This window comes from Halomonas sp. A29 (assembly GCF_046723295.1).
Classification (GTDB): domain Bacteria; phylum Pseudomonadota; class Gammaproteobacteria; order Pseudomonadales; family Halomonadaceae; genus Halomonas.
Genome location: NZ_JAXQPR010000005.1, coordinates 1 through 14,409, shown reverse-complemented (window position 1 = coordinate 14,409; position 14,409 = coordinate 1). Strand labels below are relative to the sequence as shown.

The following is a 14,409-nucleotide window of genomic DNA, read 5'->3' as shown; positions in this document are numbered from 1 at the left end:
CCATTAACAGCTGTGGGGGCAGGATAGCGAGGATGGCGCAGGTACAGGATGAGTTTCTTCGCGTGGGGAGTCCGAGCGAGATCGTGGCGTTGCTGGAGCGGTTGATCCAGCCCGGCGGGGCTTCGATGCTGCTCGACAAGCCCGATAGTACGCCCATGCCGGTAGTGGTCATGGAACAGACGCCGCCGCAATCGCTGCTGCTCGATATCAGCGCCGTACGTGAAATCGCCGGCGAACTCAAGCGTGGTATAGGCTTTAGCTTGCTCGGCCAGGTGCATGGCAAGATGATTCGTACCCCGGTGCTGAAGTCGCTGCAGATCGATGCGGTGGGCGGACGGGTACATTGTCTGTGCGAATACCCTCACTACCTCGAGGAGTTGCAGCGTCGCGAGGCCTTTCGTGCGCGTTTACGCCTGGGTATGGAGGTAGGCGCCATTATCCGCGGCGTCGAGGGCGGTAGTGAGAGTGACATTGCGGTGCAGGGCGACCTCAAGGATCTTTCCCAGCAGGGCTGCCAGCTGGAACTGCCATCCTCGTCAGCAACCCTGCTGGCCGAGGCCGTGCTGGTGGAGATCGAGTTCTGTTTTCCCAACGGTACGCGTTTTTCGGTTCAGGCGGCGCCGCGCCACAAGGTGGCGGATAGTGACCGTCAGGCTCTGCGGGTGGGATTCCACTTCGAGAATTGCACCGCCGAGCAGGAGCGCAAGCTGTGGTTCTTCGTCCGCGAGATTGAGCGTGAGTCGTCACGCTATGGTGATGAACCCGATGTCGGTCGCCTGCCTTCGATGCTCTTCCAGAGCCAGTCCTCCGGGACGTCAACGCCGGTCGGTCGGCGCAACCTGCTGACTTATCCCACTCCCATGGCGCGTCGGCTGGCACGGGTGGCGGGCTATCTTGATGCGCAGCTGCTCGAGCTGCAGCAGGGTGACGATATCGACTCCGTGCAGCTCTCGCGACACGCCGACATGCTGCTGCAACTGGCCGAGGAAGATATCGAGGCGCTGCTCTTTGCTACTCGCTGCCTGGTGCAGGAGCCTTTGCTGGTGCGTCATGGCCTGGGTGTCGCCGTGCACGCGCTGGCGCTGGCCAACAGCGGCTCGGTGCCGCGGGACGTACGCAAGGCACTGGCCGCCAGTGCCATGGTGCACGACCTGGGTAAAGGGCTTTTGCCACCGACATTGTTGGGGAGCAAGTCGCTGGAGTCCGAAGCCCGTGCCCATCTCACGACACATGTCGAGTTGCTGCAGCAGCGAATGAATGGCTGCCAGTGGCTGTCCCCGAGCATCATGGATGCAGTGGTCACCGGCACCAACGAGCGGCTCGACGGTAGCGGTTATCCGTCAGGAGTAGCAAGCGATAACCTGGCCGAATTGGCACGCATGAGTGCGGTAGTGGATGTAGTCGATGCCATGCGTCGAGACCGCCCCGACCGCCCCGCCTGGCGCATCGATGCCGTATATCGCCATCTCCTCCAGTCACCACAGCTATTTGATCCACGTTGGGTAAGGCGTTATGTACAGCGCTTCGGGCTTCGCCCGGTAGGGTCGCTGGTGCGTTTCTCCGGTGGAGCTCTGGCCTGGATTCAGCGACTCGATCAGCAGGGCAGGCCCTTCCAGGTGCAGCTCAGCGAGGAGATCTCCCCGCCCGGCGAGGCGCTGGGAGAGGTGCTGCGTGGCGATGTCACCTCGCGCCTGGGAGAGATGGTCGAGGAGGTTCCCGTCTCGACATGAACGGTGCGAGCCACGGCTGAAGGGCAATGCCCGGGGGCCGAGATAATGGGTTAGTGCACCTAAAGTTGGCGCGCTGTGAGCCGATAATACGAAATAACCCCTAGGTCGCGGGCTTTTCACCGGAATCGTTGGCGCAAAGCCTGCCAGAATGGCTGCATGAAAAAGGAAGCGTCATGGCTACGATAAGCTCGCTGGGCATTGGTTCCGGGCTCGACCTCAATGGTCTGCTCGATCAGCTCAACGCGGCCGAGCGCAAGAAGCTCGAACCCATCAAGATTCAGCAGAAGAGTCATCAGGCCAAGATATCGGCCTATGGCAAGCTGCAGAGTGCGCTGACCAAGCTGCAGGAAGCGGCTGCGAAACTCAACGACTCGAAATTCTTCCAGAACGTCTCGAGCAATGTGACGGGGAGCGGTGTCAAGGCCGCAGCCAAGTCCGATGCCCCTCCGGGACGCTATTCGGTGAACGTTACCCAACTCGCGACAGCGCAGAGCATTGCCGCAGGTGGCGTGGAGAGCAGAACCTCACAGCTGGGCGGTGGCACCGTCAGCTTGACGCTCGGCAGCGGCGCGCCGATCGATATCGCTATCGCGCCCGGCAAGAGTTCCCTGGAAGATGTCCGCAAGGCAATCAATGACAGCAAGTCGGGTGTGACGGCAACCATCGTCAACGATGGTTCCGGTAGCCCCCATCGCCTGGTCATTACCTCCAACAAGACCGGCACCGAAGCGGCGGTCACGGCCACGTTTTCGGGGGGGCTGGAGGAGCATCTGGGCACGACGCTGGAGACCGTGGTCGAGGCGAAGAATGCATCGCTCAGCGTGAACGGCATCGCCATCACCAGCCAGACCAACCGAGTAGAGGGCGCCATACAGGGGGTGACGCTCGATCTCGAAGAAGTCACTGCCGAAGGCAGCAGCAATACCGTGGTGGTAGAGCGCAACACGCTGGCCATTCGCGAAGCGGTGAGCGGTTTCGTCAAGGCCTACAACGAGCTTCGCAGCACCACTAGTGAGCTGACCCGGTTCAATGCCGATACCGGTGCGGCCGGTGAGCTGCTGGGCGACAGCGCCCTGCGTACCGTCGAGTCGCGCTTGCGTGGCGTTCTCAGTGGCGGGGTCGGCGAGGGCCAATTCCGCATGTTGTCGGACATCGGCATTACCCTGCAGCGTGATGGAACGCTCAAGCTCGATGAAGAGAAGATGAGTGAGATCGTCGCCAACGATCCCCAGGCGCTGTCGGCATTCTTTGCCGGTGAGAACAAGGCGGGTGGGCTGGCCGGCAAGTTGAATGAGACGCTGGACCAGGTATTGCGCGACCGTGGTCTGCTGGACAACGCCAAGCGTGGGCTGGAGTCGAGGATCACCGGCCTGAAGGATCGCCATGAGCGCATGGAGCGCAGCATCGAGCAGACCATACAGCGCTACCGTGTCCAGTTCGGACAGCTCGATGCCATGGTTGCAAGCATGAACCAGGTGAGCGATTACCTGTTCCAGCAGTTCGACATCATGAATGCCCAGCTTGGGCGCAAGAGGTAAGGGGCTGACGCGCGCGGCCTGGCCGATCGCGTGTTGCCGCAGTTGCAAGGTCATGCCACTACAGGAGAATTATCGCCATGACTGTCATGCGAGGAGCAGCCGCTTACGGCCGTGGCGCCGGGGCTTATGCACGGGTCGGAGTGGAAAGCGGTGTGATGGCAGCCAGTCCACATCAGTTGATCGTGATGCTGTTCGACGGTGCCCAGGGCGCCATCCGTGCGGCACGCATCCATATGCAAGCGGGCAACATTGCAGAGAAGGGCAAGTCCATCTCCAAGGCGCTCGATATCGTCAACAATGGGCTGCTGGCAGCGCTGGATACCGAAAAAGGCGGTGAGATTGCCGAGCGGCTCGGTTCGTTGTACGACTATATCAGCCGGCTGCTGCTGGCGGCCAACCTGCACAATGACCAGGAGAGCCTGGATCAGGCCGAGAAACTGCTGGACGATATCGCCTCGGCGTGGCGAGAGATTGGTGGCGCGGGGGGGCAGGGTTGATATGGCCATGTCGACCGCCGGTGCGCTGCTCGATGGCTATGCTCGGCTCAGGCAGCAAGTTGCGATCATGCTAGAGCTGGCTCGGGCCGGCGAGTGGGATGCGCTGATCGAGCGCCAGTCAGGTTATCTGCAGCTTGCCGACCGAATCAGACAGCTCGACCAGGAAACCACGCTTGATCACGAGGGCGTGCAGCGCAAGGCCGATCTGCTGGAAGCGATTCTTGCCGATGACCTGACCATTCGTGAGCAGTTGATGGCGCGTCGCAATGAGCTCGGCCATCTCATGGATACCAGCCGGCGCCAGCGCGACCTGCATCGCAGCTATGGCAAGCAGGCTTCGTCCGTGGTCGAGGCCTCTGACAAGTTTGGCCCGGGGACATCGTGAGTGGCATCACGCCACTGCTCGATACGCTGCTCCACCAGGTGTTGGGCAAGCGTGTCGATACCGCGCCACCGCGTGATTTGACCGAGCCGGTTCGGCCGGTCGACCCGGGCGAGGGCCCCAGGGCGCTGCATAGCGACTCGCGCCTGGATGGTCGTCGTCCGGCCACGGTGCCTCTGCATGGTACGAGCACGCCGGCGCAGCGCGGCGATGCCTTGGTGCCACGCAGCGACACTGCTCAGCCTCCCGCTTCCTCCCAGATCCATTTCAGTCCTTCGGCGCGTACGATCGCCGATCTGCTGGTACGCTTTCCTGCCCCACCCTCGGTGCTGAGCGCAGGCTCACCGCTGATGGCAGCGGGTGAGTCGCCGAGCGCCGCTACCCTGGCCGACCGACTGCAATCTGGCGTGCGCGATAGCGGGCTGTTCTACGAGTCGCACCTATCGCGCTGGTATCGCGGCGAAATGAGCCGACAGCAGCTGGAGGGCGAGCCACAGATGCTGCGTACGCTGCGCTTTGCGCCGGCGCCGGCAGGGTCGGGAAGTACGCCTGCGCAGGCGCTAAACGTGGCCAATGCGCCAACGAATGGTGCGCTGACGTTGGCGCAAGCCGGACAGGCACAGCCCGCTCCAACAACTCCTGGGCAGGTGATGCCGGGGCAGGCAGCTTCGGCAACGAGCTCATACATTGCCACCGAATCGCTCTATCCCGCGGCGGCACGTGGCGAGCGGGCTGGGGGCGAGCTGCCTGCCCCGGCTCTTGGCCAGCTGCGCGATTCGGGACAGCCGGGTGTGGCGCGTAGCGAAGGGATGGAAGCGGCAGGGCGCGAGGCGGCCGAGCAGTTGGCCCGAGTGCGCTCTGCGGCGGGAGAGCCGGTACATGAAAGTCTTCAAGGGCTGGTCAGGCATCAGCTCGAGATGCTGGTCACGCCGGTTCTGCGCTGGGAGGGGGATGTCTGGTCCGGCATCTTCATGGCGCTGATGATCCAACTGCCGGCTGGAGCTCGACATGAACATGAAGAGACCGGACCGGGGGAGGACGAGGCGCAGCAGGAGGCCTGGCATTCAGAACTCCAGCTCTCTGTGCCCAGTCTGGGCGAGATTCGCGTGGCGATGTGGCTGCAGGAGAAGCACGTTCGCCTGCAACTGCTGGCAAAGGATGACGCAACCCTGCAGACCTTGGAAAAAGGGCTGCCGCAATTGGAGCAGCGGCTTCGAAATGCGGGCTTGTCAACGGTACTGGTCGATGCGCGCCCCTGGGAAAGGGATTGGGAGAGGGGGCAGGGATGAAGAAACCGAAGCCTGAGCGCCGCCGCCAGGCGGTAGCGTTAGCCTATCGCGATGGCGATGATGCCCCGCGGGTGTTGGCCAAAGGGTATGGCGACATGGCCGAAAGAATCCTGGCCGAGGCCAAGCGGCAGGGGATCTACGTTCACGATGCACCCGAGCTGGTATCGCTGCTGATGGGGCTGGATCTTGATGAGCGGATCCCCCCGATGCTCTATCAGGTGATCGCAGAACTGCTGGTTTGGGTGTATGAGCTTGGCGAAGCGCAAGAGCTTCGTTGAACCAGTGTTGATTTTTTTGTAAAAAAATGTAACCAGATACACTGCTGCAAAGTTTTGTCAACCCTCCTGTGTGTATTTTTTTATGTTCGTGTACATAGCGTTAACAAAATAGTTCTTGAGGCTTAGCAAGCTCATCTTTTTGGCTGAGCTTGGCTTGCGTTGAAAGAGGTTGGCAGGTAACAAAACAGTGGTCACAATGCTTCTTGTGTGAGATATGTCCTTATCGGGAGCTGCCTGGCTGCTTCGTTGCGTAACACGACGTATCTCTAGGCCGTAGTCCTGAATAAGTACGTTACAAGAAAACAAAGGACACGCGAATCAACAGCGTGCAGGGAAACTGAATGATGAACACGAATCACCTGGATGAGATCCAGGAGCTGAATCTTGCCTATCTGTTGCTGGCACAGCGCCTGCTGAACGACGACCGCGCGGCGGCCATGTTCCGTCTCAAGATCGATGACGAAACCGCCGATCTGCTCGTGTCGCTCGGCGCCGCCCAACTGACCCGCCTGGCCCGCACCAACCAGTTGCTCTGCCATTTCGGCTTCGATGGTGCCGAGCAGCTGCGTCAAGTGGTCCACAACCCCCGTGACAATGGATTGTCGCAGTTTCACGCCTCGCTGCTGATGGCAGGTCGTGAAGCCGTATCCATGTCACGGGGGGTGTGAGCGATGCCGCAGAAAAGCCTCGTCGAGGAGATGCAGCAGGTTCAGCTTGCCATCGAGCTGATCGAACTTGGTGCCCGGCTTCAAGTGCTGGAAACCGAGACCGATTTGAGTCGAGCCCGGCTGATTCGCCTGTTCAAGGAAGTGCGTGGCATGTCGCCGCCCAAGGGCATGCTGCCTTTCTCTACGGACTGGTTCATCACCTGGCTGCCGAACGTGCATGCCTCGCTGTTCTATAACATCTATCGTCGTCTGCTCAGTGAGCAGAAGTGCGAGCGGATGCAGGCCTTCGTCACCGCTTATCGGCTCTACAATGAGCAGGTGAGTATTGACCAGGCCGACCCGGTGCTGGGGCTGACCCGGGCCTGGACCCTGGTCAGGTTCTTCGAGAGCGACCTGCTGCAGCTCTCCACCTGCACCCATTGCAGTGGCCACTTCGTTGCCCATGCCCATACCCCGGACCATGACTACGTCTGTGGAATCTGCATGCCGCCCTCCCGTGCCGGCAAGACCCGCAAGCGCCGTGAGCGTGAGGCGGAGGAAGCCGTTGGCCTCGAGGTCGCACTCAAGCGGGTCGGTTGATCCCGAGTTTGCCAGCTGTGAGCCCCTCAAGACGCCGCCCTCGGGCGGCGTCTTGCTGTCTGCCTGTATGAAACGAACCGACGATCGAGTTGGCACGCTCTTTTTGGCCATCAGGCCTCAAGTGTGGCCACGCTTGGCCGATATGCAGTGATAACGACGGCTTACATCCAATAAAGGGTATCGGTTGTGCTGATTCTACTGGGTTACCTCGTAGTCATGTTGTGTGTCTTCGGCGGCTTCGTGCTTGCCGGGGGCTTTCTTGGGCCGCTCTATCAGCCGACCGAGCTGCTGATGATCGGTGGGGCTGGGGTCGGTGCCTTCATCGCTGCCAACAATGGCAAGGCGATCAAGGCCACCTTCAAGATCATTCCCAAGCTGCGGCGTACCAAGAAGTACAACAAGGAAATGTACATGGAACTGTTGGCAGTGCAGTTCAAGCTGCTGACCAAGGTCCGACGCGAGGGCATGCTCGGCATCGAGCGCGATATCGACACACCCGAGGAGAGTGCACTGTTCCAGGAGCACCCCAGGGTGCTGGCCGATCCGATGATCATGAACTTCCTGACCGACTACCTGCGCCTGATGGTCGCTGGTGGCATGGATCCCATGGAAATCGACGAACTGATGCTCCATGAGATCGAGACCTTCGAGCAGGAGGCCCACATTCCGGCGGATGCCATCGCCAAGGTGGGCGATGCAATGCCCGCGTTCGGCATCGTTGCGGCTGTCATGGGGGTGGTGAAGGCGCTGACCTATGCCGATGCCGGGCCCGAGCAAATGGGTGAAATGATCGCCCACGCCCTGGTGGGTACCTTCCTCGGCATCCTGATGGGCTATGGCTTCATCAATCCGGTGGCCAGCAGCATCGAGCGCCAGATCAAGGAAGCAGAAAAGATGCTCCAGTGCATTCGCATCACGCTGCTGGCCAGTTTGCACGGCTACGCGCCACAGCTGGCGGTGGAGTTCGGTCGCAAGGCACTGCACACCGCCGAACGGCCAGGGTTCACCGAGCTTGAAACCTATGTACGTAACGCCAAGTCGGGTGCGGCAGCAGAATGAGCGCAGGCGGCGACAAGCGTCCGATTGTCATTCGGCGCAAGAAAGTAGTCCACGCCCACCATGGTGGAAGCTGGAAGATCGCACTGGCCGACTTCATGACGGCTCTGATGGCGCTGTTCCTGGTGATGTGGATTCTCTCTGTGGCTAGCGACGAGCAGCGCCAAGGAGTAGCAGACTACTTCAGCACACCCCTGACTGGTGCCATCTCTGGTGGGGATCGTTCTGGCAGCACCCAGGTCATCCCGGGAGGAGGGCCGGATCCGGCTCACAGCGATGGCGAGCGCAGCCGCATCGACACCCGGGAGTTCTCGCGTCCGAGTGAGCAGCAGCGGCGCTTCTTCATGGACTTGCAACGTCGTATCGAGGCGGTGATCGAGGCCGACCCCGAGCTGCGTGAGCTGCGCCAGCAGATGCGTTTTGACCTCACGCCCGAGGGACTGCGTATCCAGTTGCTCGATACCGAGCAGCGACCGATGTTCGATGTCGGCAGCGACCGGGTGGCCCCCTACATGCGCAACCTGCTGCGTACCATCGCGCCGCTGCTCAATGATCTGCCGAACTACCTGAGCATTGGTGGGCATACCGATAGTCGACCCTACGCCGGAGGTTACCGCGGCTACAGCAACTGGGAGTTGTCCAATGACCGAGCCAATGCCTCTCGCCGTGAGCTCGTTGCCGGTGGGTTCGATTCGGACAAGCTGCTGCGGGTATCAGGTTTCGCCGATCGTGTGCTGTTACCCGATACCGACCCGTTCGATGCGGACAACCGCCGGATCGAGCTGCTGGTGCTGTTGCCAGAGGTGGCGGAGTACATCCGTCGGCCGAGCATCCTGAACGGTCCAGGCGTGCCGAGCCCGATGAGTACGCGTCTTGAAAGCGAAGTCGATCTGGCACCCGTACAACAATTTACTGAAGGCCTGCGCCGTACTCTCAATCCCGAGTAGGGAACACGAGTAAGGCGCCAGACAAACCAATTTTGACACCAGGTGGTGAGGCGCATGGATATCACAGATTTCTATGACACTTTCTTCGAGGAAGCCGAAGAGCTGCTGGCCGACATGGAGCGCTACCTCCTGGAGCTAGATGTGGACGAGCCGGATACCGAGCAGCTCAACGCGATCTTTCGCGCGGCCCATTCGATCAAGGGCGGTGCCGGTACGTTCGGTTTCGATGTGCTCCAAAGGACCACGCATCTGTTCGAGAACCTGCTCGACCATACCCGCAAGGGCGAGCTCACGCTGCGCCGGGATATCGTCGATACCTTTCTGGAAACCAAGGACATGCTCAGTGATCAGCTAGATGCCTATCGTAACGGCAACGAGCCCGATCAGGAGGCCTTCGAGCGCATCTGCCAGACGCTGCAGCGCTTGGCGCTGGAGGAGATTGGACAGGACCTGGAGGAGGGTGCATCCGCTGCGCCGACGCCCAAGCCTGAGACGGAGTCTGTGCCGGAACCCGTTGCCACCAGCGAACAAGCGGAAGCGAACGGGTCGAATCACTGTATCGTGACGCTGCTCAACGTGGCTGAGAAGGATCGCCAACTGCTCGTCGAGGAGTTGGGGCAACTGGGAGAGGTCGTGGCCCATGGTGGCGATGAAGCATGCTATGAGGTGACGCTCGCTTCCTCGGTCAGCAGCGACGACATCGAGGCGGTGATGTGCTTCATCGTCGATGCCGACCAGGTCAATGTGCGTGCCGCCGAGGTCGCGCTTTCACCCCAGGGTGAGCCGACGGCAGACGCGACGGCACAACCGGAGTTTGCCCAGATGGTGGCGGCACCGCCTGCCGAGCCCGTAGCAGAGCAGCCGAAGGCTGCGGCTCCTGCCAAACCCGTTGACGATGCCAAGCCGGTCAAGGCGAAGAACAAGGCCAAGGGTGGTGGGGAGTCGACCTCGATCCGGGTCTCGGTCGACAAGGTCGACCAGATCATCAACCTGGTGGGTGAGCTGATCATCACCCAATCGATGCTCGACCAGACCGTCAGCGAAATGGAGGGTGTCGCCGACAGCGCGCTGCTCAACGGCATGAGCCTGCTGCAGCGCAATGCTCGGGATCTGCAGGAATCGGTCATGTCGATCCGCATGATTCCGATGGATTTCGTCTTCAGCCGCTTCCCTCGGGTGGTACGCGAGACGGCCAGTAAGCTGGGCAAGGAGATCGAGCTCACCACCGAAGGCGAGTCCACCGAACTCGACAAGAGCCTGACCGAGCGCATCATCGACCCGCTGACGCACCTTGTGCGCAACAGCCTCGATCACGGCATCGAGCCGCCCGACGTCCGTGAGGCGGCCGGCAAGCCCCGCACAGGCAAGCTGGTGCTTTCGGCCAAGCACCAGGGTGGCAACATCATCATCGAGGTGATCGACGATGGTGCCGGCCTCAACCGCGACAGGCTGCTGGCCAAGGCGCGTGAGAACGGCCTGCCCGTTTCCGACACCATGAGCGATGACGAGGTATGGCAACTCATCTTCGCCCCGGGCTTCTCCACGGCCAAGGAAGTGACCGACGTCTCCGGGCGAGGGGTCGGCATGGACGTGGTCAAGCGTAACATCCAGGGCATGGGTGGCCACGTGCAGATCATGTCCAGGTTTGGCGAAGGGACCACCATCCGCATCGTGCTGCCGCTGACATTGGCAATTCTCGACGGCATGTCGATCAAGGTCGGCAACGAGATGTTTATCCTGCCTCTGTCCGCCGTGCTCGAATCCCTGCAGCCGGCCAAGGAAGACCTGTACGCCATGGCTGGTGACGATGTGGTGCTCAAGGTGCGCGACGAGTACCTGCCGGTCGTGGCGGTGCATGAGGCACTGGACGTGCCGAAGGCCAAGACCAAGCTCACCGAGACTATCGCTGTCATCGTGCAGGGCGAAGGACGTCGTTATGCCCTGTTGGTGGACGACCTGGTCGGCCAGCAGCAGGTGGTGGTCAAGAACCTGGAAACCAACTACCGCAAGGTGCCGGGGGTATCGGCCGCGACCATCCTCGGCGATGGCAGTGTGGCGCTCATCCTTGACATCACCGGCCTGCATCGCCTTAGCCGGGCCAAGAAGGAGAAACGCCGGCCCGAGCGGGGATTGCAATCACTTGAAGTCCTCACCGACAAAGCGCTGGAGATCTGATCATGAACCAGACGAACGTTGCAACACTGGCTGCAGCCGAAGCTCATAACCGTGAATTCCTGGTGTTCTCACTGGGCGATGAAGAATACGCCGTCGATATCCTCAAGGTGCAGGAGATTCGTGGCTACGAGAACGTCACGCGAATCGCCAACGCGCCGGACTTCATCAAGGGCGTGACCAACCTGCGCGGGGTGATCGTGCCCATCGTCGACCTGCGCATCAAGTTCCACCTCGACAAGGTGGAGTACGGCGGCCAGACCGTCGTTATCGTGGTCAACGTCGAGGACCGGGTCGTCGGTATCGTCGTCGATGGCGTATCCGACGTCATGACCCTTTCGCCCGACCAGATCAAGCCAGCCCCTGAATTCGGCGTGACCTTGTCGTCGGACTTCCTCAGCGGGCTGGGCAGCCTGGAGGATCGCATGCTGGTCATCGTCGATATCGACAAGCTGCTGACCAGTGACGAGATGGAGCTGGTCGAACGCGTGGCTGAGTGAAGCGAGGCCGAACTCAAGTTTGCCTTGCCCTGGCCGATGTTCGTATTGAAGAAGACGATTTTCGCCCGCCGCTCATGAGGAGATGACGTGAAGTATCTCGACAACCTGACAGTTCGGGCCAGTTGGTTTCTGGTGTTGCTGTTTTTCGGTGCGATGCTCGTCGTGCTGAGTGCCCTGGGCCTTTATGCACTGCAGCAAGGCAGTACCGCCGTCGCTGCCATGGCGCCGCATGCGGGGGAGTCGGGCACCGCCTACCAGACTGCATTTACCGCCACTGCCGACCTCATGCGCATGGCGATCGTCATCGTGCTGGCGGGGTCGGCAGTGGTGATGGGCATCGTGGTTTGGGGTATCAGCGTCAATGTGCTGCGGCCGCTCGCCCGCCTGGTCGGGTATTTCGAGGGCTTGGCTCAGGGTGACCTCTCCCAGCCGGTGGAGAATCGTGGCAACAACGAGATTGGGCGTCTCTTCATCTCGCTGAAGCGCATGCAGGACGGGCTTTCCAAAACCGTCGGGACGGTACGCAGCAGCAGCGAAGGTATCTATGTCGGGGCTCAGGGTATCGCCGAAGGCAATGGTGAGCTGTCGTCTCGTACCGAGCAGCAGGCAGCCTCGCTGGCAGAAACCGCTTCCAGCATGGAAGAACTGGCCTCCACCGTGGAGCAGAACGCCGACAATGCGCGTCAGGCCAGCCAGTTGGCCGCCGAGGCATCGCGCACTGCCGCTCAGGGTGGCGAGGTGGTCGGTGAGGTCGTCTCGACCATGCACGACATCAGCGAAAGCTCGCACAAGATGTCTGACATCATCGGTGTCATCGACACCATCGCCTTCCAGACCAACATTCTGGCGCTGAATGCCTCGGTGGAGGCGGCACGTGCCGGCGAGCACGGCCGTGGCTTCGCCGTGGTGGCCCAGGAAGTGCGCAGCCTGGCCGGGCGCAGCGCATCGGCGGCGGGTGAGATCCGTGCCCTGATCAAGGCCTCTCTGGAGACAGTGGATGCCGGTACCGCACGGGTGGACCAGGCCGGACAGACCATGGGCGAGATCGTCGCGGCTGTGCAGCGCGTCAGCGACATCATGGACGAGATCGCCTCGGCCTCGCTGGAGCAGAGCAATGGCATCGGCCAGGTCAACCAGGCCGTGACCCAGATGGACCAGGTGATCCAACAGAATGCGACCTTGGTGCAGCAGGCGGCCACGGCGGCGACCCAGCTCGAGGCCGAGGCCGCTCGCCTGCGCGAGGCCGTGCTGCGTTTCCGCCTGGTCGGGCAGGCGGGCGAGACACAGTCCAGGGCGGGAGGGCAAGCCGGTGCGGCCCGCCTGGTAGCGCCGCAGCAGGATCCGTTACCGGCCAAGCGCCAACAGGACATGAAGCATCGTCAGGACGAAAAATCTCAAGAAGAAGAGTGGGCCTCGTTTTAGGGCCATAGCACCATTACGACGCAGGGACGGGGTCATGCCAGTCGCCGTTCCGCCTCTGAGCGAGCCGAATCGGCAAGGAAACCACAATGCGCAACAATCAGCCGGTGACACAGCGGGAGTACAAGTTGGACGATCGGCAACTGCTGATCACCCGCACCAACCTCAAGGGACAAATCACCTTCGCCAATGACGCTTTTGTCGAGGTGAGTGGCTACAGCCGTGAGGAGTTGATCGGTTCGCCGCACAACCTGATCCGTCACCCCGACATGCCACCGGAGGCTTTCGCCGATCTGTGGCAGACGATCAAGCTCGGCGATACCTGGCAAGGGGTGGTCAAGAACCGTTGCAAGAACGGCGACCACTACTGGGTACGGGCCACGGTCACACCGATCATCGAGGATGGGCAATGCCTGGGATACACCTCGGTGCGCACGATGGTCGAGCCGGCTGCCGTCGAGGTGGCGGAGCATGTCTATGCGCAGTTGCGCAAGGGCCGCTCAGGCTTCGCCATTCGCCAGGGGCAGGTGGTGCGCCGTGGTCCGTTGGGCTGGCTTGGGCGTATCAACCTGCACTCCATCCGTGCTCGGCTCTCGATGCTCACCGTCTCGGCATTGCTGCTGCTCGCCATCAGTGGCGGCGTCGGCCTCTATGGGTTGCAGGCATCGGGCGAGCGCTTGGCGGAGCTGAACCGAGACGGCCTGCAGGACGTGATTCGGCTGCAACAGCTCGGTCAACTGGTCAACGAGGGGCCGCAGCGCCTTACCGCCGAGCAGCGCATGGAAATCCTTAGCCAGCGGCACCAGCATGCCGATGAGCTTTCCAGCATCGCCGAGCAGCTTTCAGGGCTATGGAGAGAATACCTGGACCGCGAGGTCAACCGCACGCCGGTGGCGATGGAGTTCGATGGCTCGCTGACGAGCTTTCTGAACGAAGGCTTGACTGCCATGGCCGACTCGCTGGCTGGTGAAGAAGCCTTCGATGCCATGATGGCGCTCAACAACAATACGGCTGGTCTGAGGGAACAAGCGGAAACGCTGACGCTGCTGGTGAACCAACTGATCGATCAGCAGCGTGTCGCCGCGCTGGGTATGGCGGAAGAGGCCGAGCGCGGGCAGCAGCAGATACTTGCCGGCCAGTTGGGCTTCATGGCGCTTGGCTTCGTGCTGTTGCTTGTCATCAGCATCTGGATCATGCGGGCGATTACCCGGCCGGTGCGCCGCGCTGCCGACTTCACCCTGCAGATCGCCTCGGGCAACCTGGCGGTAGCGACGCCGAAGCAGAGCCGTGACGAGATTGGCGCTCTGCTGGGCTCGCTGGACACCATGCGCAAGAGTCTCTACAGCACCACCCA

14 protein-coding genes are annotated in these 14,409 nt (G+C 61.5%); all 14 read left to right on the top strand.

Annotated elements, in window-relative coordinates; all coding sequences use genetic code 11:
- The first annotated feature begins 32 nt into the window (after positions 1-32).
- Positions 33-1,730 carry an HD domain-containing phosphohydrolase gene (locus SPH52_RS10430; RefSeq protein WP_411794964.1) on the top strand — a complete coding sequence of 566 codons (1,698 nt, stop codon included), beginning with the start codon at positions 33-35 and terminating at the stop codon, positions 1,728-1,730.
- Between the two features lie 173 nt (positions 1,731-1,903).
- Positions 1,904-3,268 carry a flagellar filament capping protein FliD gene (gene fliD, locus SPH52_RS10425; RefSeq protein ID WP_411794963.1) on the top strand — a complete coding sequence of 455 codons (1,365 nt, stop codon included), beginning with the start codon at positions 1,904-1,906 and terminating at the stop codon, positions 3,266-3,268.
- A gap of 77 nt (positions 3,269-3,345) precedes the next feature.
- Complete coding sequence (gene fliS, locus SPH52_RS10420; protein WP_411794962.1) at positions 3,346-3,765, top strand: flagellar export chaperone FliS; 420 nt, start codon at positions 3,346-3,348, stop codon at positions 3,763-3,765.
- Positions 3,766-3,772: 7 nt separating this feature from the next.
- Complete coding sequence (locus tag SPH52_RS10415) at positions 3,773-4,150, top strand: flagellar protein FliT (protein ID WP_411794961.1); 378 nt, start codon at positions 3,773-3,775, stop codon at positions 4,148-4,150.
- Positions 4,147-5,436 (top strand): flagellar hook-length control protein FliK, encoded by a 1,290-nt coding sequence (locus SPH52_RS10410; RefSeq protein WP_411794960.1) that lies wholly within the window; start codon positions 4,147-4,149, stop codon positions 5,434-5,436. Before SPH52_RS10415 ends, SPH52_RS10410 begins: the two co-directional genes overlap by 4 nt.
- The gene (locus tag SPH52_RS10405) at positions 5,433-5,714 is read left to right on the top strand and encodes an EscU/YscU/HrcU family type III secretion system export apparatus switch protein (RefSeq protein ID WP_411794959.1); all 282 of its coding nucleotides are present in this window, start codon (positions 5,433-5,435) and stop codon (positions 5,712-5,714) included. Before SPH52_RS10410 ends, SPH52_RS10405 begins: the two co-directional genes overlap by 4 nt.
- Positions 5,715-6,055: 341 nt before the next feature.
- On the top strand, positions 6,056-6,382 hold the full coding sequence (flhD, locus tag SPH52_RS10400) for a flagellar transcriptional regulator FlhD (RefSeq protein ID WP_411794958.1): 327 nt from the start codon (positions 6,056-6,058) through the stop codon (positions 6,380-6,382).
- A 3-nt stretch (positions 6,383-6,385) separates the two neighbouring features.
- Positions 6,386-6,961, top strand: a complete 576-nt coding sequence (gene flhC / locus SPH52_RS10395; RefSeq protein ID WP_411794957.1) for a flagellar transcriptional regulator FlhC — start codon at positions 6,386-6,388, stop codon at positions 6,959-6,961.
- Between the two features lie 186 nt (positions 6,962-7,147).
- Positions 7,148-8,020 (top strand): flagellar motor stator protein MotA, encoded by an 873-nt coding sequence (gene motA, locus SPH52_RS10390; RefSeq protein WP_411794956.1) that lies wholly within the window; start codon positions 7,148-7,150, stop codon positions 8,018-8,020.
- Positions 8,017-8,964: a flagellar motor protein MotB gene (gene motB / locus SPH52_RS10385; RefSeq protein WP_411794955.1), complete on the top strand. Its 948-nt coding sequence runs from the start codon at positions 8,017-8,019 to the stop codon at positions 8,962-8,964. Before motA ends, motB begins: the two co-directional genes overlap by 4 nt.
- Positions 8,965-9,018: 54 nt before the next feature.
- Positions 9,019-11,139 (top strand): chemotaxis protein CheA, encoded by a 2,121-nt coding sequence (cheA, locus tag SPH52_RS10380; protein ID WP_411794954.1) that lies wholly within the window; start codon positions 9,019-9,021, stop codon positions 11,137-11,139.
- A gap of 2 nt (positions 11,140-11,141) precedes the next feature.
- Positions 11,142-11,636: a chemotaxis protein CheW gene (locus SPH52_RS10375; protein WP_411794953.1), complete on the top strand. Its 495-nt coding sequence runs from the start codon at positions 11,142-11,144 to the stop codon at positions 11,634-11,636.
- Positions 11,637-11,723: 87 nt separating this feature from the next.
- Positions 11,724-13,058 carry a methyl-accepting chemotaxis protein gene (locus SPH52_RS10370; RefSeq protein WP_411794952.1) on the top strand — a complete coding sequence of 445 codons (1,335 nt, stop codon included), beginning with the start codon at positions 11,724-11,726 and terminating at the stop codon, positions 13,056-13,058.
- An 86-nt stretch (positions 13,059-13,144) separates the two neighbouring features.
- Positions 13,145-14,409, top strand: a 1,265-nt coding sequence (locus SPH52_RS10365; protein WP_411794951.1) for a PAS domain-containing protein, incomplete at its 3' end; no start/stop codon positions are given.